The organism is Pseudorhizobium xiangyangii, from assembly GCF_020531965.1.
Classification (GTDB): Bacteria; Pseudomonadota; Alphaproteobacteria; order Rhizobiales; family Rhizobiaceae; genus Neorhizobium; species Neorhizobium xiangyangii.
Genome location: NZ_JAJAWH010000002.1, coordinates 24,702 through 46,993 on the forward strand (window position 1 = coordinate 24,702; position 22,292 = coordinate 46,993).

Annotated in this window: 18 protein-coding genes; 10 read left to right on the forward strand and 8 right to left on the reverse strand. The window is 60.9% G+C overall.

Annotated elements, in window-relative coordinates; all coding sequences use genetic code 11:
• The first annotated feature begins 95 nt into the window (after positions 1–95).
• From LH464_RS01515 to LH464_RS01535, 5 genes are read left to right on the forward strand one after another with little or no spacing between them, the layout of a single operon-like run.
• Positions 96–1,178 (forward strand): ABC transporter ATP-binding protein, encoded by a 1,083-nt coding sequence (locus tag LH464_RS01515; RefSeq protein WP_226784598.1) that lies wholly within the window; start codon positions 96–98, stop codon positions 1,176–1,178.
• Positions 1,175–2,914 carry an ABC transporter permease subunit gene (locus LH464_RS01520; RefSeq protein WP_226784599.1) on the forward strand — a complete coding sequence of 580 codons (1,740 nt, stop codon included), beginning with the start codon at positions 1,175–1,177 and terminating at the stop codon, positions 2,912–2,914. Before LH464_RS01515 ends, LH464_RS01520 begins: the two co-directional genes overlap by 4 nt.
• Positions 2,915–2,967: 53 nt before the next feature.
• Entirely contained in the window at positions 2,968–4,503 is a 1,536-nt protein-coding gene (locus LH464_RS01525; RefSeq protein WP_226784600.1) for a class I adenylate-forming enzyme family protein, read from the forward strand.
• Positions 4,500–5,588: a hypothetical protein gene (locus LH464_RS01530; protein ID WP_226784601.1), complete on the forward strand. Its 1,089-nt coding sequence runs from the start codon at positions 4,500–4,502 to the stop codon at positions 5,586–5,588. Before LH464_RS01525 ends, LH464_RS01530 begins: the two co-directional genes overlap by 4 nt.
• 21 nt (positions 5,589–5,609) lie before the next feature.
• Positions 5,610–6,905, forward strand: a complete 1,296-nt coding sequence (locus LH464_RS01535; RefSeq protein ID WP_226784602.1) for an NAD(P)/FAD-dependent oxidoreductase — start codon at positions 5,610–5,612, stop codon at positions 6,903–6,905.
• Between the two features lie 84 nt (positions 6,906–6,989).
• Here LH464_RS01535 and LH464_RS01540 read toward each other — a convergent pair whose 3' ends face one another.
• Positions 6,990–7,769, reverse strand: coding sequence for a DeoR/GlpR family DNA-binding transcription regulator (locus tag LH464_RS01540; protein ID WP_226784603.1), 780 nt, complete (start codon positions 7,767–7,769; stop codon positions 6,990–6,992).
• Positions 7,770–8,022: 253 nt separating this feature from the next.
• On the opposite strand from LH464_RS01540, the gene LH464_RS01545 reads away from it, so the two are divergent.
• From LH464_RS01545 to LH464_RS01565, 5 genes are read left to right on the forward strand one after another with little or no spacing between them, the layout of a single operon-like run.
• Complete coding sequence (locus LH464_RS01545) at positions 8,023–9,426, forward strand: NAD(P)/FAD-dependent oxidoreductase (protein ID WP_226784830.1); 1,404 nt, start codon at positions 8,023–8,025, stop codon at positions 9,424–9,426.
• On the forward strand, positions 9,423–10,649 hold the full coding sequence (locus LH464_RS01550; RefSeq protein WP_226784604.1) for an NAD(P)/FAD-dependent oxidoreductase: 1,227 nt from the start codon (positions 9,423–9,425) through the stop codon (positions 10,647–10,649). Before LH464_RS01545 ends, LH464_RS01550 begins: the two co-directional genes overlap by 4 nt.
• Entirely contained in the window at positions 10,650–12,044 is a 1,395-nt protein-coding gene (locus LH464_RS01555; protein ID WP_226784605.1) for an FGGY family carbohydrate kinase, read from the forward strand. It begins immediately after the preceding gene.
• A 35-nt stretch (positions 12,045–12,079) separates the two neighbouring features.
• Positions 12,080–12,439, forward strand: coding sequence for a DUF1937 family protein (locus LH464_RS01560; RefSeq protein ID WP_226784606.1), 360 nt, complete (start codon positions 12,080–12,082; stop codon positions 12,437–12,439).
• A 28-nt stretch (positions 12,440–12,467) separates the two neighbouring features.
• Positions 12,468–13,967 carry an amino acid permease gene (locus tag LH464_RS01565; protein WP_226784607.1) on the forward strand — a complete coding sequence of 500 codons (1,500 nt, stop codon included), beginning with the start codon at positions 12,468–12,470 and terminating at the stop codon, positions 13,965–13,967.
• Positions 13,968–14,018: 51 nt separating this feature from the next.
• Here the strand turns inward: LH464_RS01565 and LH464_RS01570 are convergent, their stop codons facing one another.
• The 7 genes from LH464_RS01570 to LH464_RS01600 all read right to left on the reverse strand — a co-directional run bounded on the left by LH464_RS01570 (position 14,019) and on the right by LH464_RS01600 (position 22,142).
• Positions 14,019–14,954, reverse strand: coding sequence for a formylglycine-generating enzyme family protein (locus LH464_RS01570; RefSeq protein ID WP_226784608.1), 936 nt, complete (start codon positions 14,952–14,954; stop codon positions 14,019–14,021).
• Positions 14,955–15,071: 117 nt separating this feature from the next.
• Positions 15,072–16,634: a sulfatase family protein gene (locus LH464_RS01575; protein ID WP_226784609.1), complete on the reverse strand. Its 1,563-nt coding sequence runs from the start codon at positions 16,632–16,634 to the stop codon at positions 15,072–15,074.
• 58 nt (positions 16,635–16,692) lie between these two features.
• A complete protein-coding gene (locus LH464_RS01580) occupies positions 16,693–17,673 on the reverse strand; it encodes an aliphatic sulfonate ABC transporter substrate-binding protein (protein WP_390624906.1) in 981 nt (326 codons plus the stop codon).
• A gap of 2 nt (positions 17,674–17,675) precedes the next feature.
• Entirely contained in the window at positions 17,676–18,494 is an 819-nt protein-coding gene (locus tag LH464_RS01585; RefSeq protein WP_226784610.1) for an ABC transporter ATP-binding protein, read from the reverse strand.
• The gene (locus tag LH464_RS01590) at positions 18,494–19,243 is read right to left on the reverse strand and encodes an ABC transporter permease (protein WP_226784832.1); all 750 of its coding nucleotides are present in this window, start codon (positions 19,241–19,243) and stop codon (positions 18,494–18,496) included. Before LH464_RS01590 ends, LH464_RS01585 begins: the two co-directional genes overlap by 1 nt.
• Positions 19,244–19,284: 41 nt before the next feature.
• Positions 19,285–20,400, reverse strand: a complete 1,116-nt coding sequence (locus LH464_RS01595) for an ROK family transcriptional regulator (RefSeq protein WP_226784611.1) — start codon at positions 20,398–20,400, stop codon at positions 19,285–19,287.
• A 233-nt stretch (positions 20,401–20,633) separates the two neighbouring features.
• Entirely contained in the window at positions 20,634–22,142 is a 1,509-nt protein-coding gene (locus tag LH464_RS01600; protein ID WP_226784612.1) for a methyl-accepting chemotaxis protein, read from the reverse strand.
• Positions 22,143–22,292 lie beyond the last annotated feature (150 nt).

Genomic DNA, 22,292 nt, shown 5'->3' on the forward strand with positions numbered 1-22,292 from the left:
GGGCCGTGCGCCCCGCGACCCCGGCTAACTGAACGATGGGCGCCTGCGCTGCCTCTGCGCAGCCGCCTTCACGAACCAATACTGCAGGAGCGACAATGACAACGGGAACCGGTGAGAGCGAAATTGTGCTCGAAGGCCTGTCCAAACGCTATGGAACGTTTACGGCGCTTGAACCTACAAGTCTGTCGGTCAAGGAAGGCGAGTTTCTAACTCTCCTGGGGCCATCCGGGTCGGGAAAGACAACCCTGCTCCAGATGATTTCCGGCCTGGTGGATCCGTCGGCAGGCCGGTTGACGGTCAATGGTGAGGATTGGACACATCGCCCGGTCAACCAGCGAGGCATGGGGCTGGTTTTCCAGCACTACGCCCTGTTTCCGCATATGACCGTCGCGGAGAATGTTTCCTTTCCCCTTCAGATGCGCAAGCTGCCAGCCGCAGATATAAGCGCTCAGGTGGAAGAAACTCTCCGCAAGGTCCAGCTCGACCGGTTCTCCCACCGATTTCCAAAGGAACTTTCGGGCGGGCAGCAGCAGCGTGTTGCCCTCGCTCGGTGTTTCGTTTTCCGGCCCAAGATTATCCTGATGGACGAGCCGCTTGGCGCGCTCGACAAGGCGCTTCGCGAGCATATGCAGCTCGAGATACGGCGGCTCCACAAGGAGTATGGCACCACCGTCATCTACGTGACGCACGACCAGGAAGAGGCGCTGGTCATGTCCGACAGGATCTGCGTGATGAACCACGCCAAGGTCGAGCAGCTTGGTGCGCCGCACCAGATCTATTCCGATCCCGAAACGGTATTTTCCGCGACATTCATCGGTCATTCCAACGTGCTGAAAGGTACGCGGGAGGCAGCCGACGACAATTGGGCGACAGTACGGACGGCGAATGGCACCTTCAGCGGTCGCTACACCGCTCGCGACAAGGCCACGCAGGATGTCGCGCTCGTCGTAAGACCCGAACAGATGCGCGTTGGCCCAGCTCCATCGAGCGAATTTGAGGGGCTGCGCGGTCGTCTGAGCGAATTGGTCTACCTCGGATCAGAGACACGTCTTCTCCTCACGCTCGCTGACGGCACGAACATCATGCTCCGTCATGATCCCGCAGCCGGTGCGATGCCTTCGATCGGCGAGGAGATAGAGGTCCACTGGCTGAAGTCGCTCGCGAGGGTCGTGGCATGAGCGTCATCCAAAACGTTCCTGGATTGCGTCGGTTTCCCGTCGGCCCTCTCTGGCTCGTTCTGCCGGCTGTTGCGCTGCTTGCCGTGTTTTTCCTTTTCCCGATGGGGCGGCTGTTCTTGCTCGGGGTACAGGACCCGGCGACGGGAGCGTTCACGGGCGAGCATTACTCCCGTGTTTTTGACACATCCGTCTATTGGCGCATCCTGGCTATCACCTTCCGCATCGCCATCCTCACGGCGCTATTTTCGGTTCTGCTGGGTTACCCGCTGGCTTTGTGGCTTTCGCGGATGGATAGCCGCCGGCAAGCCCTGATTGCTCTTCTGGTGCTTCTGCCGTTCTGGACGTCATACCTGGTCAAGACCTTTGCCTGGATGATCCTTCTGGGAAATCGTGGCGTGCTGAACACCTTGTTCATGGACGTCGGATTAATCGAGCGTCCACTTCGGCTTATGTACAATGAGTTCGGTGTCATCATCGGCATGGTCCATGCGATGATGCCCCTGGCCGTCCTGACGATGCTTCCGGTGATGAACGGGATCGATCAACGGTTGGCGCTCGCGGCAGGTACCATGGGTGCCAGCAGGTCTCAGCGCTTCTGGCTGGTATACTTCCCTCTGTCGGTGCCCGGCGCAGCCGCGGCAGGACTGTTGGCCTTTGTAACATCGCTCGGGTTCTTCATTGTCCCGGCCTTCCTCGGCGGGCGTGGCCAGACCATGTTGGCGCAGGCGATCATCACCCAGGTTCAGGAACTGGTGAACTGGTCATTCGCTGCCGTCCTGGCGAGCCTGCTGGTCATCACGGCCTTGGCGTCCATCTGGGTCTACAACAAGCTCTTCGGCTTGTCGGTGATTTCCGGCGCGGAAAGCGATGATCTGCCCAAGCGCACGAGCCTTCTGCGAACGGGCGGGCAACGGCTGCTCCGTTTCATGGCTTGGGTGTCGGCGCCATTTGATCGTTTTCGCTCTCCCGACGGCATCACCAACAAGAAGGTCAGCATCTACCCGCTGCTGGCTCTGGCCTTCCTGGTAGCGCCGATCCTGGTCGTGTTCCCTATCGCCTTCACGTCATCCAACTCGCTGCAATTCCCGCCGCCGGGATATTCGCTGCGATGGTTCGAGCAATATCTGACCTCACCTGTCTGGATCTCGGCCACACTGCGCTCGTTCGGCGTCGCGTTCGCCACGGCCTTTTTTGCAACGGTACTGGGTGGGCTGGCGGCACTTGCCCTAGCGCGGTCGAAATCGCTCTGGAACGGCCCGATCTTTGCACTCATCCTCGCGCCGATGGTGGTTCCGCGAATAGTCATCGCGGTAGGTCTCTTCTACCTGATGGCGCAAATGGGGCTCGTCGCGACCGATGCCGGCCTGGTAATCGGCCACACGCTGCTGGCCATCCCCTATTGCTTCATCACCATCGGAGCCGTGCTGAAGAACTACGACTGGAGACTCAACCAGGCAGCAGAAACACTGGGCGCCGGGCGTTTCACCATCATGCGCCGCATTACGTTGCCTCTCCTGCGCGGCGGCGTGGTGTCTGCCGGACTGTTCGCCTTTGTCACGTCTTTTGACGAGCTGACCATCGCGATCTTCATTTCGGGCGGGCTCAAGACAACCCTGCCGAAGCAGATGTGGGACGACATGTTCCTGCAGCTCAATCCAACGCTCGCAGCAGTCTCCGTCGTGGTTCTGGCGATCGTGACTGTGATCCTGCTCGTCGCACAAAAAATACAAAAGTAGATGTGGTCTTATCCGCCAACGGGTTAGCTCCAGAAATCAAGGTTATACTTCACATGCAGATCCGAGGATTAGCAACTCGCCTCCAAGAGCTTGGTGGCGCCTCACCGGAACGACTCTTTGCCCAGATCGGCGACAATCCACTAACGTTCGGCGAACTGGCCGGAGCGGCATCCGGCATAGCCGAGCGCTTGCACAGGCAGGGCCTGCGCAAGGGCGACCGGGTCGTCGTCATGATGGCCAACAGTGTGGCGTCGCTCGCGCTTATTTACGGGCTTCTGCGCGGCGGGATCGTGTGGGTGCCGGTCAATCCGGCGCTCGTTGGGGAGCCCCTTGCCCATGTCATCAGGACCACCGAGCCTGGCCTCATCATCTGCGATGCGGGCCTGGAGGCATCCATCGCCGATTGCGGTGAAGCGACGAATATTCCGCTCGAAGTCATCTCGGATCGCGGCCTGCCTTCGGCTGTCGCCGAGTTTGATGGGGCGTTCCCGCAGCCGCGTGATCTTGCAGCCATCATGTTTACCTCAGGCACGACCGGCCCGGCAAAGGGGGTGATGGTCAGCCATATGATGCTGGAGCTTGCCGCCGAGGCGGTGTCGCTTTGCGCAGATCTTGTGCCGGGCGACAATCTCTTCATGTGGGAGCCCTTCTACCATATCGGCGGCGCTCAGGTGTTGCTGGTTCCCCTGGTCAGGGATGTGCGGCTCACCATCGCGGATCGGTTCAGCGCCTCGAAGTTCTGGCGGCAGTTGGCGGAAACCGGGTGCACCCATATCCACCATCTCGGCGGCATCGTTCAGATCCTCCTGAAGCAGCCCGAGAACGAGTGGGAACGCGATCACAAGGTCCGCATAGCCTGGGGAGGCGGTTGCGCGCCGGAAGCTTGGCGTCCGTTCGAGGAACGCTTCGGCGTACAGATCCGTGAATGCTACGGCATGACGGAGTGCTCCAGCCTGACGACCTGGAACAATGAATGGGTGGTCGGTTCTGTCGGCCGACCGATGCCCTGGTTCGAGATCGACCTTGTCGACGAGGCCGGCCGGGTTCTTGGCTTCGGGGAAGGCCGGGGCGAGATCGTGGTTCGAACCTCGCTGCCGGGTGCCGTCACGGAAGGGTATTATCGCAATCCTGAGGCGACCAAGAAGGCGATACGGCCATCCGGGTTCCATACGGGAGATCTGGGTTCCTGGAACGACGACGGCATGCTCTTTTTCCATGGACGGATGACCGATTCCGTGCGGTGCAAGGGCGAGAACGTCTCTGCGTTTGAAGTCGAGAGCGTGGCCGGCAGGCATCCCGATGTGCTGGACGCGGCCATGGTTGGGGTTCCGGCAGAGATCGGCGAGCACGACATTCAGCTCTTTATCCAGCCGCGGGCAGGGACCAACCCGGACCCGGCGATGATCTGGGCATGGATGGCCGAACGTCTCGCTCCGCATCAACGCCCACGGTACATCGCCCTGATGGCGGACTTTCCCCGCACTCCCAGCCAACGGATCCAAAAACACCTGCTTCCCAAGGAGCCGGCCGGACGTTGGGAAGCTCCGTCGAACCGCAAGAGCACTGTAAACGAGGAAGCTGCACAATGAGCTGCGATGTTTTGATCACCGGTACGGGAATGTTTGCGGGACGGATCGCGCTGGATATCGCGGCCACCGCAAAGGAGCCGGTGAATGTCGTATTGTCGGGCCGCAACCGAATGAGGCTCGACTGGCTGCGCACGGCCGGAAATGCCCGTGCAGCCATGTTCGGCACACCAGCGCGCTTCACCACCCAGGCGATGGATCTGCTTGAACCGGGCGCAAGCGAGATTCTGGTTCGTGAGCACAAGCCAAGATTGGTGGTGCAGGCAGCATCAATTCAGACCTCGACGGTGATTTCGGATGGAGGTTCGGCCTGGACCGATCTCGTGGCTGAAGGCGGACTAAGCGCCACGGCGGTGTTTCAGGCGCTGATTTCAGCGCGGATGGCAGCTGCAATCAGCGATATTACTCCTGACACCAGACTGATCAACTGCTCCTTCCCGGATGTCGTAAACGGCATGCTTGTGGCGTTGGGACACAAGGTGTTGTGCGGTACAGGCAACGTTGCGATCCTGTCCAACGTCTTCGCTGGCGCGCGCGAAAACCTGCCGGAAGGCAAGCTTCGTGTTCTGGCCCACTATCAATGCCTTGCTCCCTGGCGGTTGCCACCCGAACAACGTGCCGGTGCACCGGCGCCACGTATCTTTGTCGGCGACGAGGAAATCACAGATCCTTTCGAGGCGTTCCGTCATTGCCAGCTGACTCCCGAACCGGCGATCGAGATCTCGGGTGCCTCCGGCGTCACGCTGATGCTGGCGCTGATTGCGGGCCAGGTATGGGAGGGGCACGTGCCTGGCCCCAACGGTCTGCCGGGCGGCTATCCGGTACGGCTGGAAAACTCGGAGCTGACACTCGATCTGCCGAAGGGCGTCGCCCGGGCTGAGGCCGTCGCATGGAACCAGGCGTTCGAGGAGCGAAAGGGCCTGACGGTTGACGGCAGTGCCGTGCGTTATCATGGCAGGCTTCGTGAACTCCTGGCGGAAGCCGGCTCAGCGCACGCGGACGGGTTCGAACTTGCTGGTCTCGAGAGCGTCTGCAAGGATCTGATCACCTTACGCGACCATCTGATGTCCCTTCCATCCAAACGCTAGTCAGGCCTGCGGGGAGGGATGATGGAACACGCAGCTCAAGGAACATGCCCGTCATCGGTCGCGATAATCGGCGGCGGAATCGTTGGCTTGTTCACTGCCTTGGAGCTGCTGGAGAGGGGTTACAACGTCAGCCTCATTGAGCCGGACTTGCCCGGGGGACGACAGGCCGCATCGTATGGCAACGGCACCTGGGTGAGCGAAGGCGCGATCATTCCCATCTCGCTGCCTGGAATGTGGAGGGCGGTCCCGGGTTTCCTTCTGGATCCCATGGGACCGTTCGTCCTTCAGTGGAGGTACCTTCCTTGGCTCCTCCCATGGCTTGTCCGGTTCCTGGCCGCAGGCAGGAGCTGGTCGCGTGTGGAGAGAGACATTCCCGCTCGGGCGGCCTTGTTGACGGGGGCGGTGGCTCGTTATGAGGCGTGCGCGGCTGAAGCGGGTATATCCCAACTGATGGGCGCGCGGGGCGTCATGTATGTCTACCGCAGCCATGCGGACCTTGAAGCCGATCGCCCGGCCTGGGACCTGCGATCGAAGTACGGCATTGAATACGAAGTCAGGGAAGGCGAGAGTTTGCGGTCGCTCGTGCCGGATCTCTCGGCTGAGTACATTCTGGGCATCCGCATACTTCCTGCGGTATCTCTGCGTGATCCCGGCAAATTTTGCGCGGGTCTCGCCAAGCTGTTCGAGGATCGTGGAGGCAGGGTTTTCAAGGCCCTGGCGACAGGATTTGATTTGAGTGGTGGAAAGCTCAGGGCCGTGCAGACCAGTCAGGGGCCGATAGCATGTGATTATGCCGTCATCGCCGCCGGCATCGGATCGGGGAAGCTCGCGCGCATGGTCGGCGATCTCGTGCCGCTGATCGCGGAACGCGGGTATCACGTCGAGGTCTTGGACTGCCCCATACGCCTCCAGACCGGCCTGATGCCCGCGGACGGCAAGATGGCCGTGTCGAGTACCCTGACCGGGCTTCGCCTGGCTGGACAGGTTGAACTGGCGAAGCCAACGACACCGCCAGATTGGCGCAGGGCACGGATACAGCTAAAGCATGCGCGAAGGATGTTTCCCCAGATAGCCGACATCATCGACAACGGACCGCATGATGTGTGGATGGGAAACCGGCCGTCAACTCCGGACTGCCTGCCGGTGATCGGGCGCTCCTCCGGCTGCCCGGATGTTTTCCATGCATTCGGTCACGGCCATACGGGGATGGTGATGGCGCCCGGTACCGCATCGCTGGTCGCTGATCTCATCGCCGGATCGACGCCCTCAGTTGACCCGACACCTTATTCCCCTCGGAGGTTTCGTTTTTCTCGCTGATTCCGTTCGTACGTCGGTTGTCAGCAACGACAAGGACGACGAGGGACATCGGTACCGGCCCAACACCAGGACGGGACCGGTCCGCTAATATCGTGTCGTAGCAACCTTGAGCGTTCCCGAAGCTTCCATCGCCTGCGCGATGTTGGGCGGCGGCGGCGAATTCGATACGAGACGGTCTACGCGATCCCAACCGGCTACCTCGAAAATACCCCGCTTGTTGAATTTGGAGGCGTCCGCCAGCACCGTGACGCTCTCAACGCGCTCTATGATGGCGCGGGCAATCTGGGTTTCAGCCTCGTCAAAATCGAACAGGCCTGTGCTGTCAATCGCGCCCACGGTCAGAAACGCATGCCGGGCTCGGATCCGTGCGATCTGCTCGACCGCCAGCGAGCCGACCGTTTCCGATGCATCGAGGCTGAATGCGCCGCCGATCAGAAAGACCTTGTTATCGCTTCCGGCTGCCACGATCGAGGCAATACGGGTGCTGTTGGTGATCACCGTCAGACCCGACAAGCCGGCGATTGCTTCGGCAAACAGGAGCGTGGTGGTTCCGGTGTCTATGAAGAGGCTGTCGCCTGGGGACAGAAGGCTTGCGGCCGCCTTGGCGATCTGCCGCTTCGCGGCCAGGTTCTCGGCCATCCGCGCGGCGAACGGGCCTTCTCCTCCGAGTTCGGTGGCGGCGATCGAGCGAAGCTTGGCGCCTCCGTGGAATTTCTGCAGCCGGCCCTGATCGTCCAGCCCCACGAGGTCACGACGAATAGTCTCCTTTGACACCTGCAAGTCATCGGCCAGTCTATCAACACTCATCTCACCATGGCGCGTAACAAGCCTGATGATTTCCTCGTGACGCTCATGCGGACGCAATTCTGACCCTCTTCATTCCGGCCTGTTCAATGTGCAACAAGATGCCCGAGTGGGCAATGATTCACCAAATTATCCAGCATATAGCGATCGTGTGGGCACGTCACAAACAAGGGACGACGCAAAACTGCGTGGAATTTTGCGACTGACCACAACTCTTGTTGGCTTTTGGCAAATTCCGGCTTTACAGGCGGGTAATCTACTTGTTACCGTTCGGGCATAAATCGCCCGAACGGTAGGAAATGATGTTGTGAGCATGCAACAACCGCATCCCCGAAACGACATCTTTGACGTCGCGATCATTGGCGCGGGCGTCGTGGGATGCGCGGTCGCACGGCGGTTTGCCCTGGCGGGTGCCAAGGTGGTCTTGCTCGAAAAGGGATCGGACATTCTTTCAGGCGCCTCCAAGGCGAATAGTGCCATCCTCCATACAGGTTTCGATGCGCCCAAAGGCAGTCTTGAGCTTGCATTGGTTCAGGCAGGCAGACGGGAATACCTCGACATCCATGCGGGCATGAACCTCCCTCTGGTCGAGACCGGAGCGCTCGTCTGCGCATGGACGCAAGACGAGGCGGCCAGGCTTGAAGCGATCGCGGAGCAGGGGCGCGAAAACGGCGTAACCAGCGTTCGTTTGGTAACCCCAACCGAGGCACTCTCGATAGAACCCGGCCTGTCTGACGGGCTTGTTGCGGCACTGCATGTCCCGGACGAGCATGTGATTGACCCCTGGTCGGCGCCGCTGGGATATGTGAATCAGGCCATAGCCTTAGGGGCCGTTGTTCTCAGGCAGTGTGAAGTCCGCGCCGGGTCCTTCGACGGTGAGTGGCGGCTCGAGACGAGCAAGGGCGATCTGCGGACAAAGTTCGTGATCAACGCGGCGGGTCTGTTCGGAGACTACGTGGACACCCGCCTTGGCTTTGAGCCCGAGTTTCAGATCAAGCCCCGCAAAGGGCAGTTTATCGTCCTCGACAAGGCGGCGTCGCGGCAGCTCAAAACAATCATCCTCCCCGTTCCGAACGAGATCACGAAAGGTGTGGTCGTCTGTCCTACGGCCTTCGGAAACATTCTCGTCGGACCGACCGCCGAAGAGCAGGACGACCGAAACCGGGCAACCGTTGAACACGATACGTTGGAGGGACTGGTCGCGCAGGGGGTGAAGCTCGTGCCGGGGCTGGCCCACATCCCTGTGACTGCCGTCTACGCCGGCCTTCGCCCGGCTTCGGACAAGAAGGAATATCGTGTCATCGCTCGTCCCGAGCTCAATGCCATTACCTTGGGCGGAATTCGATCGACAGGACTGAGCTCGGCTCTTGGCCTGGCGCAACACGCGTTGAAGCTCCACGGCGGCTCCGAGCGAGGCGAGTTTGCCCCCAGGGCGGCTCCCGACGTTCGCATGCCGAACCTCGCCGAGTCGAGAATGCGTGACTGGCAGGCCGAGGGGCATGGAGAGATCGTCTGTCACTGCGAGATGGTGACGAAACGGGAGATCGAAGCCGCGCTGAACAGCGCTCTTCCTCCGGGTGACTTCGGCGGTCTGCGCCGCCGCACCCGCGCCGGCATGGGGCGGTGCCAGGGGTTCTATTGCAACTCTCGCTTGGCCGAAATGAGCAGCGGTTGCCTTGCCAACCCGCTGGCTATCGAACAGGAGGGCGGCAAATGACCCACTCCAGCTCGGACGTCATCATCATCGGCGGTGGGCCTTCCGGCGTTGCAGCCGCCATCGCAATGCGCAAGGCGGGCGTAGGAAAGATCACGTTGCTTGAACGCGAGCAGCATCTGGGCGGCGCGACGCGTCACTGCAGCCACTCACCGTTCGGGATGCTCGAGTTCGGTCGCGTCTATATCGGGTCCGCCTACGGCAAGCGCCTCGAAATGGAGGCCGAAAGATACGATATCGACGTGCGCTATGGCCATTCGGTCGCAAGCCTGGGCGAAGACGGCCGTCTGCTCGTATCCAGCCACACCGGGTTGGAAACGCTGGCGGCGAAACGCGTGCTTGTTACCACCGGAGTGCGCGAGACCACGCGCGCCGCGCGTATGGTCACCGGTGATCGTCCCGTCGGTGTCGTGACCACCGGATCGCTTCAGTCCTACGTGGCATTCCACAATCTGATGCCGTTCAGGCGTCCGGTGATCGTTGGCTCCGAACTCGTCACCTTGTCCGCGATCTGGACGTGCCTGAGCCACGGCGCCCGCCCGGTTGCAGTACTGGAGCCGGGGCCTCATGCGCTTGTTGGCGCACCCCTCAACTGGTTTCCGTCGATGATGGGCATCCCGTTCCATCGGAACGCGGAAATCATCGATATTCTTGGGGCTGGTCGCGTCGAATCCGTAAAAATCAAACGCGGCGATGTGATCGAGACGCTGGAATGCGATGGCGTTCTCTTCTCGGGTCAGTTCACGCCGGAAGCGTCCCTTTTCCAGACGTCCGGACTGAACGTGAACTGGGGCAGCGGAGGGCCAGCCGTCGACCAGGACGGACGTTGCGAGAACCCGATCTATTTCGCCGCCGGCAATGTTCTGCGCGCCGTCGAGACGGGTGGCTGGGCTTTCAGGGAAGGTCGTTCCGTCGGCATGGCCATCGCGTCGGACATCCTGGGCGACGTTTCCGGTACGGCTCCCGTCAAGGTGACCTACGACCAACCGATCAAGCTCGTGGTGCCTAACCTCATCCGGAGCGGTACTTCGTTACCCGGCGGTCTCAAGGACTTTCAGCTGCGCTTTGCCCGTTATGCCAAGGGGACGCTTTTCTTGACTGTCGATGGGCGCGAGGTCTGGCAGCGCCGCGGTACCTGGCATCCTGAAAAGCGCATCACGGTTACGCGGCCGGACAAGACCAGATCCGCGGAAAACATACATTTTGGGTTCAGAGGGGAAGGTTGAATGCGTATCGCATCGATTGACCAGGGAACGACATCAACGCGTTGTCTTGTTGTGGAAGACGGTGGCGAATGGCGGATCGTCGCCAGCCGCAAACACGGGCAGGATCATCCGTTCGCGGGTTGGGTCGAACACGACCCGGACGAGTTGCTCAAGAACATCATGACTGTTCTGGACGCGGCGGGAGAGGTCGATGCGATTGCTATCGCCAATCAGGGCGAGAGCTGCATCGCCTGGGATGCCGAAACCAGGGCCGCCCTTTCGCCTGTGATCGTCTGGCAGGATGCCCGTACCGCCAAGCAGCTGTCGGAATTGGGAGCTGAAGCGGAGAAGGTCTCGAAACGCATCTGCGGACTTCCGCTCGACCCGTATTTTTCCGCCAGCAAACTCGCCTGGCTGCTCCGCAACATACCCAGCATCGCCGAGGCCCATAAGGCGGGTCGCCTGCGACTGGGAACCACCGACGCCTTCTTCCTCGATAGTCTGGCTGGCGTTTTCGCGACCGACCTCGCCACCGCGTCCCGAACGGGTCTTCTGGACCTGGCGACCGGGCAATGGAGCGACGAGCTTTGCGCGTTGCATGGCGTGCCCAAGGAGTGCCTGCCCCGCATCGCCGCTGTCGACGAGGGATTCGGCGAGATCAACGGCATCCCTGTGCGTGCCTCCATCGTGGACCAGCAGGCTGCTCTCTACGGCCATGGCTGCCGTGAACCCGGTGATTGCAAGATCACTTTTGGTACTGGAGCGTTTCTGCTCGCCGTTGCAGGCGCTGAGCGTCCGCCGCAGGCCGAACTTCTTCCGACTGTCGCGTGGGCGCTTCGTGACAGCGGCACGACCTTCGCCATCGAAGGCGGCGTCTATGACGCCGGAGCCGCGCTGGAGTGGGCAAGAAATATCGGCCTTTACTCGGCTCTCGAGGAGCTTGGGATTTTTGAAGGACCATCCGCGCTGAGCCGCGGCATCATCTTCGTGCCCGCTCTATCCGGTCTCGCCGCTCCGTACTGGGATCGGTCGGCTGCACCGCTCTTTATCGGCATGGATCACGCGACCGACCGGCGCGACCTTGTTCGGGCCGTGCTCGAAGGCATAGCCATGCTGACGGTGGGGCTGATCGATGCCGCCGCCGAGGTGACGGAACTGGGGCCGGCCATCTCGATCGACGGCGGCCTCTCACAGAGCGCCTATTTCGCCCAATTTCTGGCATCGGCAAGCAAACGGACCATCACGGTTCCTTCGATGCACGAACTGACTGCGTTGGGTCTGGCGGAATTCTGCGGCCTGGATGTCAGCGCCGCGAGAGCAAAGCATGAACGGTTCGAACCGGACGGATCTGTGACCGAGGAACACCATGCGTTGTTTGCCAAGGCCGTCGAGCGTTCGCGCGGCTGGCGAAACTGACCTTCCAACGAGTATACGAACAACTGGAGAACACCGTGCGAAAGATTTTTCTCGCTGGCCCTTACGGCCACGCTGACCGTGAAGTCGTGGAGAGACGCTTCCAGGAAGCAAACGCAGTGGCCGCGAAGATTGCTCGAAGCGGATCGACGGTCTTCAGCCAGATTTCAATGTCCCATCCCATCAACGGCTGCCTGACCGATCTCGACAAGGCGGGCATCGGCAAGCTCTGGGCTCCGATCGACCAGGTTTTCATGGAGGCCATGGACGAGATCATCGTGATTGACGGACCCGGCTGGCAGGAAAGCGCCGGGGTCAAGCGGGAAATGGAATTTTTCCAATCCAAGGGGCTCCGCGTCAGCCTCTGGAGCGAAGTCGAAGGCGAATTCGCCAACTGACGCTCGACGTGAACAAGAGGGGAATAATATGTCAACGGTTACCAGAGCCGGCTCCGCGCCGGGACTAACTGATCATGATCACCTGAAACGCGATGTCACTCCGTTTCAATCTTTCGCAGTGGCTTTCGGCTTCGTATCGATTGCGACAGGCATTTTCACCGCCTACGGCGCCATGTTGTCGACATCGGGGCCGATAGGCATCTGGACATGGCCTGTCGTGGTCATCGGCCAGCTGATGGTCGCTTTGATCATCGGCTCGCTCGCGGCCCGCATCCCGGTCACCGGGTACATCTACCAGTGGGCATCGCGCCTCACCAATCCGGTCTTCGGCTGGATCATGGGCTGGATCGGATTTACGTTCCTCGCCGTGGTCCTTTGCGCCGTGGATTACACCATCGCTTCCACGGTTCTGCCCGTCCTGCTCAATTACGAGGGAACTGCGGCCAACGCCTGGTGGATCACCAGCTTGGTGATCGTCCTGCAGGCGATCATGATCGCGTTCTCCACGAAGTTCACGCAGAAGTTCAACGCGGTCGCCGTGACGATCCAGCTCGTCGGGATGATCGGACTGGTCGTCCTGCTGTTCGCCGTCGGTGCATTCAATAACGAACTCGACTTCTCGAACCTGTTCAGCACAGGCAACGTGGCGCAGGAAGGCTATTATTCCTTCGGCGGCCTCACGAGCGTCGGTCCCTGGATCATGGCCACGCTCCTCGGTGCGTTCACCATTGTCGGCTTCGAGTCCGCGGCGAACCTCGCCGAGGAAACGCGCGATCCGGCGCGGGTGGTTCCGAAAGCCATGTGGCAGGCGGTCCTTAGCCTCGGCATCATCGGGATGTTTTTCCTCGTTGCCATCACCGCGCTGCTGGGTGATCCGACACTGCTCGGTGGTTCGGCCACGCCTATTGCCGACGTCATCACCCGCGTTCTCGGACCGATCCTGGGCAACCTCCTGCTCGTGCTCGTGGTCATCTCGATCTTCTCCTGCGGCCTGGTCATCCTCCTCAGCGGGACACGTCTCGTCTGGGCAATGTCGCGCGACGAGCGGTTCCCCGGTTGGCAGCTGTGGCACCGGATTCATCCGACCCTGAAGACGCCGGTCAATTCGACGATCTTCGTTGCGGTCGTTGGGCAGGTGATCCTCGCCCTGTTCTCGCAGCAGACCGACGCCCTGTTCGCGCTCTTCTCCGCTGCGACGCTCCTGCCGGCCATCATCTACGCGGTGACCGTTGGTATCTATGCGCTCAAGCGGAAGAACCTGCCGCCGAGCCAGGGCTTCCGCCTCGGCGCCTGGGAGACCCCGGTTCTGATCGTGGCCATTGCCTGGCTGGTATTCGAACTGGCTATCTTCCGGGATGCGTCCTTCGCCAAGCCCTGGTCCTACGTGGCGATCATGTTTGCGATCGGCGCAGTTTACCTGGTGTTCCTGCTGGCAACACGAGGTGGTGCAAAGGCGCTCAAAATGCCTGACCTGATCGAGGTCGACGCGATCCTTGACGCCGACAAGGGCGCGGAACTGTCGCGCTAAACGGCCTTATCCAAAGCCGGCATCTAGCACGCCGGCTTTGGACCCATGAAGTCAACGTTGAGGGCTTGTGGCGTAGCAGAGACGAAAGCCCGTGTTGCTGGTCGACGATTCAGCGCTCATGGCGGAGCGGGCGGCTATCCTGTAGCGATAGCAATAACTTCTGTGACACAGGAACGACCCGCCCTTGATCACCTTGTCCCGGGTTTTGGCGGCCTGCTCGTTGCGTTGCCGCGCCAGTTTGCCGACCGAACGCACCTTGAACGGTTCGGCAGTCCACTCCCACACATTGCCGGCCATGCCAAACAAGCCGGCACCATTCGGCGCAAACGCATCGACCGGTGAAGCGCCCGTAAATCCGTCGAGCGCGCTGTTGTAGCTCGGAAAGCGACCCTGCCAGATGTTGCAGTGGATCGTGCTGTCGTCGGGCTCTTCGTCACCCCAGGGGAAACGGGGATCAGCCAATCCGCCACGCGCGGCGTGTTCCCATTCCGCTTCGGTCGGAAGGCGCCCGCCACTCCATGCGGCGAAGGCTTGCGCATCGTTCCATGAGACCTGCACGACAGGATGGTTCCCCCGTTCGACGACACTGCTCAGCGGACCCTCCGGCGCATGCCAGCAGGCTCCGTCGACACGCACCCACCACGGGATCTGGTCGCCGACAGGAGAGTGGATGGCGCCGTCCGGCAGTAAATCGATGAAGACAGGCGACCAACCGTAGCGTTCGGCATCGGTCACATATCCCGTTGCATCCACGAAGGCAGAGAACCGCGCGTTGGTGACGGTCGTGACCTCAAGCTCGAAAGCCTGCAGCTTGACGGCTCGGCGCGGCCCCTCGCCATCCTGAGGCAATTCCGGCCTGTCTGTTCCCACATGACTGCCCCCGGCGTCAAAGCTCGCTCGAGGAACATGCTTCACAGGACCGCTGGCGGCATCGGCGGAGAACGGCTTTGATGCGGGGCGGGCCTGGGAGCCGATGCAGCAATTCATGACCTGGGACCATTCGACATTCAGATTTCGGGCATCCTCTAGCTGTATCCGCGTCCCGAGGGAATATGGTGAAAATCGCTCATTTCCGCGTCGCGAAACCCTGAATGTCGATTGGTTCTATGCTTCCACAACCAGTTTTCGCAAGCCGGCAAGCACGGCTGCACTGTCATGCTCCGGGATATCCCCGATCTCGGTCATCTTGGCGTCGAGCTTGGCAAGCATTTGCGCGAAGATGTTGGCGAGGGCTGGGTCATTGGCCCGGTTGTGAAGCTCGGACGGGTCCGCCTCGCAATCGAAAAGCTCCCACTCGGGCGGCTCGTCGCCACTATAGGCTCCAAGCTGGTCAAGCGGATCATTGTACCAGTAGATCAGCTTGTATCGACCATCGCGCACCCCGTAGTGAGCAAAGGCGTTGTGAAATTCGTCCTTGTGCATCCAGTAGCGGTGGTAGGCGACGCGCTGCGGGTCATCGGGGGATGTCTGTTCGAGCGCCCCGCGCATGCTTTCGCCCTGCATGTAGGTGGGCTTCGTCAGTCCCGCATAGTCCAGAAACGTCGGTGCGAAATCGACATTGGTCACGATCACGTCCGATTTCGTGCCGGGCTCGATGCCTGCGGGATACCGGACGAGGAATGGCATCTGCAGCGATTCCTCGTACATGAACCGCTTGTCGAACCAGCCGTGCTCGCCGAGGAAGAAACCCTGATCGGACGTGTAGATAACGATGGTGTTCTCGGTCAGCCCCTCGGCGTCGAGATAGTCGAGAAGCCTTCCAACGTTTTCGTCCACGGCAGCGATCGTCTGCAGGTAGCGCATCATGTAACGCTGGTATTTGAACAGATCCAGTTCATGCGGGTCGGTGAAGACATGAACTTCGCCGGTGTTTACGTCGATCAGCCGCAGCTCCTGGCCGGCGGTGATCCCGGGGACCTTGCGGTGCGGCCAGCCCGGCAGGAGAAGTTCGCCGATCTCGTCGCCGCCTTCGGGCTGCACCAGTCCCAGGTCCTTGTAGGTCATGTCCGACCTGATGCGCATCTTGGCAGCGGCAGCGGCAGCGGCGCGGTTCGCGTAGTCGTCGCCAAACGTTTCAGGGACGGGCAAATTCCCGTCGGCATAGAGATGGCGGTGGCGCGGATGAGGCTCGAAACTGCGGTGCGGCGCCTTGTGGTGGCACATCAGGAAGAAGGGGCGATCGGCGTTGCGCCGGCTCAGGAAATCCAGGCATTTGTCCGTGATGATGTCGGTGGCGTAGCCCTGTTCCGCACTCGGACCATTGCGGTCGAGCATGACCGGATCGAAATAGTCGCCCTGGCCCGGCAAGACGGACCATTCGTCGAAACCGGTGGGCTCGTGTGCCGCGCCTTCCCCCAGGTGCCATTTGCCGAAAATCGCGGTCTGATAGCCGTCGGCACGCAGGTGCTTGGCGACGTTCGGCAGGCGGTTGTCGATATGGGTGTCGAGCGTGGTGACCAGATTGACGTGATTGTAGGTGCCGGTCAGAATTGCCGCGCGACTGGGCGTGCAGATCGAGTTGGTCACATAGCATCGGTCGAGGCGCATTCCGCCATCGGCTATGCGGTCGATGTTGGGAGTGCTGTTGAGACCGGAGCCGTAGGCGGAAACCGCCCTGGCTGCATGGTCGTCCGACATGATGAACAGGATGTTCGGCTTCTGGGTCATTCGGGGCTCGCTGAAAAGTGCCCGACGCATCGCGAAGAGTTGCGTCGGGCCATGGAGACTAATTGCCGGCGTAGAGGTCAGCCAGGTAGTAGTCTTTCGGGTCGAGAGGGTTCTGCAGCTTGCCGAAAGCGACGAACTGTTCGTTCAGGCCCGTCAGCCAGCTTGCCACCGTGCCATCCTTCGTGGCGGCGACTAGCTCGGCCGACGTCAGGAACTGGCCGTTCTGGCTTTCCGTCACAAGAGGCTCGGCGGGAACACCGAGGAACTTGGCGGTGATCTCGACCGAGCGCGGCACGTCCGCAGCGCGATAGTCGTTGGCGTCTTTCATGACGGCAATGAACTTCTTCACCATCTCCGGATCCTGGTCAGCCACTTCGTTGCGCGCCACAAAGGCTGACGGGAAGGAGTTGGCCGGATAGAAGTCCGCGCTCTTGGCAACCTCAACGAGATCCGGGATCGTCTTCTTGATGATGCCTACCAGCGGATACCAAATTCCCGCTGCATCGATCTGTTTCGAGGCGAAAGCCGAAACGACTGTCGGCGGGTCCATTTTGATGACTTCGACATCGGAGAGCTGCATGCCTGCCTTTGCCAACGCCAACCGCAGCAGCATGTCGCCGGAGGTGCCCTCGGGCACGCCGATCTTCTTGCCCTTCAGGTCCGCCATGGTGTTGAAACCGGCCTGGGCGATGACGCGGTCCGACAGACCCAAGGCGTTCATGGCGACAAGCTTGGCTTTACCGGTGGCGGGGAGCCAGAGAGCGCCTGGGCCAACATAGCCGAAGTCGAGGCTGCCAGCGCCAAGGGCCTGGATCTGGATCGGGCCATTGGTGAAGACCTTGAGGTCGGGCTCAAGGCCATGCTTTGCCCAAAGGTCCTGATCGCTCGCGATGGCCGTCAGGCTTGTGCCGAAATAGTCGGCAATGTAGCCCACTCTCACAGGCGTGGCCTGCGCGAATGCGCTGCGCGTTGTCAGCATGGCGGCGGGGGCAGCCAGCGCTCCGGCTGTGGCTGTAGCAAGGAAATGGCGTCTGGTCAGTTTCATGTCAGGGGTTCCTCCTCTTGTATGTGCAGATCGACGTGGGGTTTCTGATGGTAAACGGCATGCCAGACCTGGTTGCGAATTTCCGCGAACTCGGGTGACAGGCGCATTTCTTCTGTGCGCGGGTAGGGAAGATCGACCGGGATGATCTTGTGGAGCCGGCCGGGCCGCGCAGCCATGACGATGACGCGATTGGCGAGATAGACGGCCTCGTCCACATCATGCGTGATGAAGATGACGGTGCGCCGCTCACGGGTCCAAGTATCGAGCAGCTGATCCTGCATGCCGACGCGTGTCAATGCATCGAGCGCACCGAAGGGTTCATCCATGAGCAGGATCGTCGGGTTGACGGCGTAGGCGCGTGCAATGGCGCATCGCTGCTTCATGCCACCCGACAGGGTCTTGGGAAGTGCGTCGGCGAAGTCGGTCAATCCGACCAGACTGATGAAGTGATCCGATATGCGCCTGCGCTCCGCAGCGGAAGTGCCCTTGATGCGAAGACCGAACTCCACGTTCTGGCGAACCGTCAGCCACGGGAACAGCGCGTATTGCTGAAAGATGACGCCCCGTTCGGGGCCGGGGCCGACAACGCTCTTGCCATCGACAAGCACTCTTCCGTCGGACACGTCGGTAAGGCCCGCCGCAATGTTCATCGCCGTCGACTTGCCGCAGCCCGACGGGCCGACCACCGTCACGAATTCACCGTCGGCAATGTCCAGTGAAAGACGATCCAGTGCGAGGAACGACCTGTCGCCCTCGCCGTAGCGACGGCTGACGTTCTGGAACGATATTTTGGCGTTGGTCTGGGGTGATGTCATCACACGCGCTCCTGCCATTGCGTCAGGCGGCGTTCTGCAGCCTGAAGGAAACGGTCCATGACGAGGCCGAGAATGCCGATGGCAATCAGGCTGACGAAGATCGTCGGCAGATCGTAGTAGAGTTGTGCCTGCTGCATGCGGAAGCCGAGACCCGATTGCGCCGCGATCAATTCGGCAGCGACAACCGTCGCCCAGGCGGACCCGAGCCCGATGCGCACGCCGACCAGGATGAACGGAATGGACGCCGGGATGATGACGCGCGGGAAGATGACCCGATCCGTTGCCCCCAGCACGCGCGCGGCGTTGATCAGCGTGCGGTCAACGCTGATCACTCCCTGATAGGTGGCGACCACACACGAGAGGAAGGACGCGAGAAAGATGACGAAAATCTTGGGCGCTTCATCGATGCCCAATGTAACGATCGCCAGCGGAATCACCGCCAGCGGCGGGATCATCCGAAAGAACTGGACGTAAGGTTCGATCAGGGCCCGAGCTACGCGGTACCATCCCATCAGGAAGCCGACCGGCACCGCCAATGCGACGCCCAGGATGAAGCCGGTGAGCACGCGCTGCAGGCTGGAGACGATATCGAGCGGCAACTGGCCGTTGGCAATCAGTTCGATTGCGCGTTGGAACACTGCCGCCGGTCCCGGCAGAATGACCAGCTGTGCGGCTGTGATCGCCCACCAGACAGCCAGGCCGAAAACGAACGCGACCAGGTTCAGGATGATTGGCGGCCAATCGGCGATTGACCGGCTCCCGGCGCCTTGGTTGTCTACTGCCACATCACTCAATGCCGGACTCCAGAATAGAAGAAATGATCCAAGGCGACGACGGCGCCGCCGATCGCCCCCGCAAGTGGCCCAAAGCCCGTGCGATCGATGCGCAGGACATCACGCATGTGCGGCATGACCCGGGGCGGCAGGTTTGCGCGCAAATGGGAGAACAGGCTTTCCGGCGCTTGGCTGAGATGGCCACCAAGGACGATCAGGTCCGGGGTAAGGATATTGATGGCAATCGCCAGCGAGTCGGTTAACCGGTCGAGCGTGGGGCCGAACGCGTCTGTCGCCTCAAGTTGTTCGAACAGATTGCTCGGTGCCTGCCCCTTCAGTCCGATCGAACGCATCAGCACGCCTTCGTTGACGTAGCTTTCCAGGCAGCCGTGATTGCCGCAACTGCACAGCGGCCCATCTCGGGAAATCTGGATATGGCCGAGTTCAACAGCGCCATGGCCGCCGGGTCGGAAGGGAATGCCGTCAACGACGAGCCCTGCGCCAAGCCCGGTGCGCAAGTAGACATACAGTACGGCCGGAACCCTGCGTCCGATGCCGTATCTCACTTCGGCCAACGCCATCGAGGTAACGTTGTGTTCAAGGATGACAGGGAGGTTGATCTGCGTTTCGAACAGTTTTGCCAGCGGCAGGTTGCGCCACCCGGTATTGATCGATGCGAGGAGAGACCGTTGCTCGACGTTGACAGGGCCGGGGACCGCAACGCCGGCTCCGAGCAAATGCGGGTCTCCTGCCTCGCTTCTCAGCGTTGCAAGTGCTTCGGCAGTCCGAGCGATGACATCGTCCGGCGCAGTGTCCCGGACGGAAAACTCAAAAGAGGCGGAAGCTTTGATGCTGGCTGCAAGATCCGCGATCACCAGTTGCACCAATCCGGCGCCGAGGTGGATTCCGACGACATGGTGAGCATCGGGGATCAGCTTGATAGCCTGTCCGGGCCGGCCGATGCCCGTGGTGTCGACAAATTCTGATTCCGCGACGACGCCGTCACGCAAAAGCTGCGCAGTAACATGCGTCAGCGTGGTGGCGGACAACTTTCCCCGCCTGGCCAAGGATGCTCGAGACTGTGGACCGTCATCCCGAAGGATGCGGAGTACTTCCCCGTGATGGCTTCCCATAAAGCCTGCCCCTATTACTTTCTAAAATTTAGAAAGTAATTCTTGAGCATTGTCAAGCGAGGGGCAGATGTCCTCCACAAAGCCGCGCGCAGGTGTTCTGCGGGTGCGCATTCGCCGCTCTTGGTGGCACGGGAGGAGTGGCCGTCGTCACCGGCCACTGTATGAAGGGGAAACCCGCGCCGTCATGGGCGCGGCGTTACTCCTGACATAGCAACAAGATCCCGCCGGATGGCTCAGGCAACGGAGCGCCAGGTTCGGCTTCCCGACCGTGCCGGCTGCTGGACAGATCCCGCCGTGCGGAACCTTGAGAGCAGGGCGGCAAGACCATCGCTGATCTCCGAGAGGTTTTGCGCGGAGGCGTTGGTCTCCTCCATCTGTGCCGCATTCTGCTGCGTGATCTGTTCCATGTCGCGTACGGCGGTATTGATTTCGTCGATTCCTGACGCCTGCTCCTGGGCCGACTGCGTGATCGAATTGATGTTCTCGTTGATAGCGCCAACTCTTTGTCCGATCGCGGCAAGAGACTGACCTGTCCGGTTGACCAGCTCCACACCGCGGCTGACGTGATGCGAGGAACGTTCGATCAGCTCCTTGATTTCCTGCGCCGCCGTTGCAGAACGTTGGGCAAGCTGCCGTACTTCCTGTGCGACGACGGCAAAGCCCTTGCCCTGTTCTCCGGCACGGGCGGCTTCCACACCCGCGTTCAGCGCGAGAAGGTTGGTCTGGAATGCAATGTCGTCGATGACGCCGATGATATGGGTCATCTTCTGCGACGAGCTTTCGATCTCGCCCATCGCTGCGATCGCTTCCTTGACGACATTTCCAGAGCGCTCTGTCTCGCTCGTGGATTCATGAACGATCGCCTGAACGTCACGGGTCCGCAGGACAGACTGACCTGAGATGGCCGTGATTTGCTCCAGTGCTGCCGCGCTTTCTTCGAGCGCGGAAGCCTGATGTTCGGTGCGCTTGGCCATGTTGTCCGACGCGGTCGTAATATCCGCGATCTCCGAACGCACCTGGTCGACGGAATGATTGATCTCTTCCATGGCAAGTCGCAGCGCTGCAACGGAGGCATTGAAGTTGTGCGTCAATTGCTCGAAATTCGGGCCTAGTCCCTGCAACTGTGCCGTCAGGTCGCCGTTTGCCAGTCCTGCGAGGACCGTCTCGAGAGCATCAAGCGCCGCACCTTGTTCCGCCTTCTCCTGATCACGCTGCGCCTGCAGTTCGGCGCGCTCCTCAGCCAATGCGTCCAGGTAGACGGATATGGCATAATCCATGTCGACAAGTGCTGCCTTGACGACAGCGGTAAGGCTTGCGGACAGCTTCTGCGCCTTGCGACCATGCAGGATGCCCGTCAGTTCCTGTTGAACGACGGCGCGGATGATGCCATCCAGGATCAATGCATAACCGCCGATATACCAGCGGGGCTCAAGGCCGATCTGCGCATGGACCTTGCCGACCCTGGTGACGCCGTCGACATAGTCTCCCTGATAACGGCCGGAGGCGATGGTTTCCCAGTGCTTGAGCTGATGGCCCTTCGCGTGGGCGATATGGGCCTCGCTCGAGAAGAATTTGCGCGTGTGGGCGTGGCTGGCTGCCTTTTTGTAGAAAACGTCCAGCGCTTCGCCAACAGCCGACTTGATGACCGACTGCGCGTCGGCAAGGTTCCGACGCTGGGCGGAATCGAGGCCGACGAATTCGAGGCGTTCGTTGAGGACTTCGATCTTGCGCTGGTCTGTCATGGAGAACTCCGGGGGAAGGACCGCTGGGCTCTGCTCATTCAGACAGCGGCTCGGGCCACCGTGTAGTCTTTTTATCCTTAACAATTGCTAACTGCATAAAAAATAACGCCTTCTCATGCTGTCTAATAAGCAACGAGCGCATTTTCGTCC

Bases quoted from the DNA above. Each gene is read 5' to 3' on its own strand.
- LH464_RS01515 (WP_226784598.1), top strand. From the start codon at position 96: ATGACAACGGGAACCGGTGAGAGCGAAATTGTGCTCGAAGGCCTGTCC.
- LH464_RS01520 (WP_226784599.1), top strand. From the start codon at position 1,175: ATGAGCGTCATCCAAAACGTTCCTGGATTGCGTCGGTTTCCCGTCGGC.
- LH464_RS01525 (WP_226784600.1), top strand. From the start codon at position 2,968: ATGCAGATCCGAGGATTAGCAACTCGCCTCCAAGAGCTTGGTGGCGCC.
- LH464_RS01530 (WP_226784601.1), top strand. From the start codon at position 4,500: ATGAGCTGCGATGTTTTGATCACCGGTACGGGAATGTTTGCGGGACGG.
- LH464_RS01535 (WP_226784602.1), top strand. From the start codon at position 5,610: ATGGAACACGCAGCTCAAGGAACATGCCCGTCATCGGTCGCGATAATC.
- LH464_RS01545 (WP_226784830.1), top strand. From the start codon at position 8,023: ATGCAACAACCGCATCCCCGAAACGACATCTTTGACGTCGCGATCATT.
- LH464_RS01550 (WP_226784604.1), top strand. From the start codon at position 9,423: ATGACCCACTCCAGCTCGGACGTCATCATCATCGGCGGTGGGCCTTCC.
- LH464_RS01555 (WP_226784605.1), top strand. From the start codon at position 10,650: ATGCGTATCGCATCGATTGACCAGGGAACGACATCAACGCGTTGTCTT.
- LH464_RS01565 (WP_226784607.1), top strand. From the start codon at position 12,468: ATGTCAACGGTTACCAGAGCCGGCTCCGCGCCGGGACTAACTGATCAT.
- LH464_RS01570 (WP_226784608.1), bottom strand. From the start codon at position 14,954: ATGAATTGCTGCATCGGCTCCCAGGCCCGCCCCGCATCAAAGCCGTTC.
- LH464_RS01575 (WP_226784609.1), bottom strand. From the start codon at position 16,634: ATGACCCAGAAGCCGAACATCCTGTTCATCATGTCGGACGACCATGCA.
- LH464_RS01585 (WP_226784610.1), bottom strand. From the start codon at position 18,494: ATGACATCACCCCAGACCAACGCCAAAATATCGTTCCAGAACGTCAGC.
- LH464_RS01595 (WP_226784611.1), bottom strand. From the start codon at position 20,400: ATGGGAAGCCATCACGGGGAAGTACTCCGCATCCTTCGGGATGACGGT.
- LH464_RS01600 (WP_226784612.1), bottom strand. From the start codon at position 22,142: ATGACAGACCAGCGCAAGATCGAAGTCCTCAACGAACGCCTCGAATTC.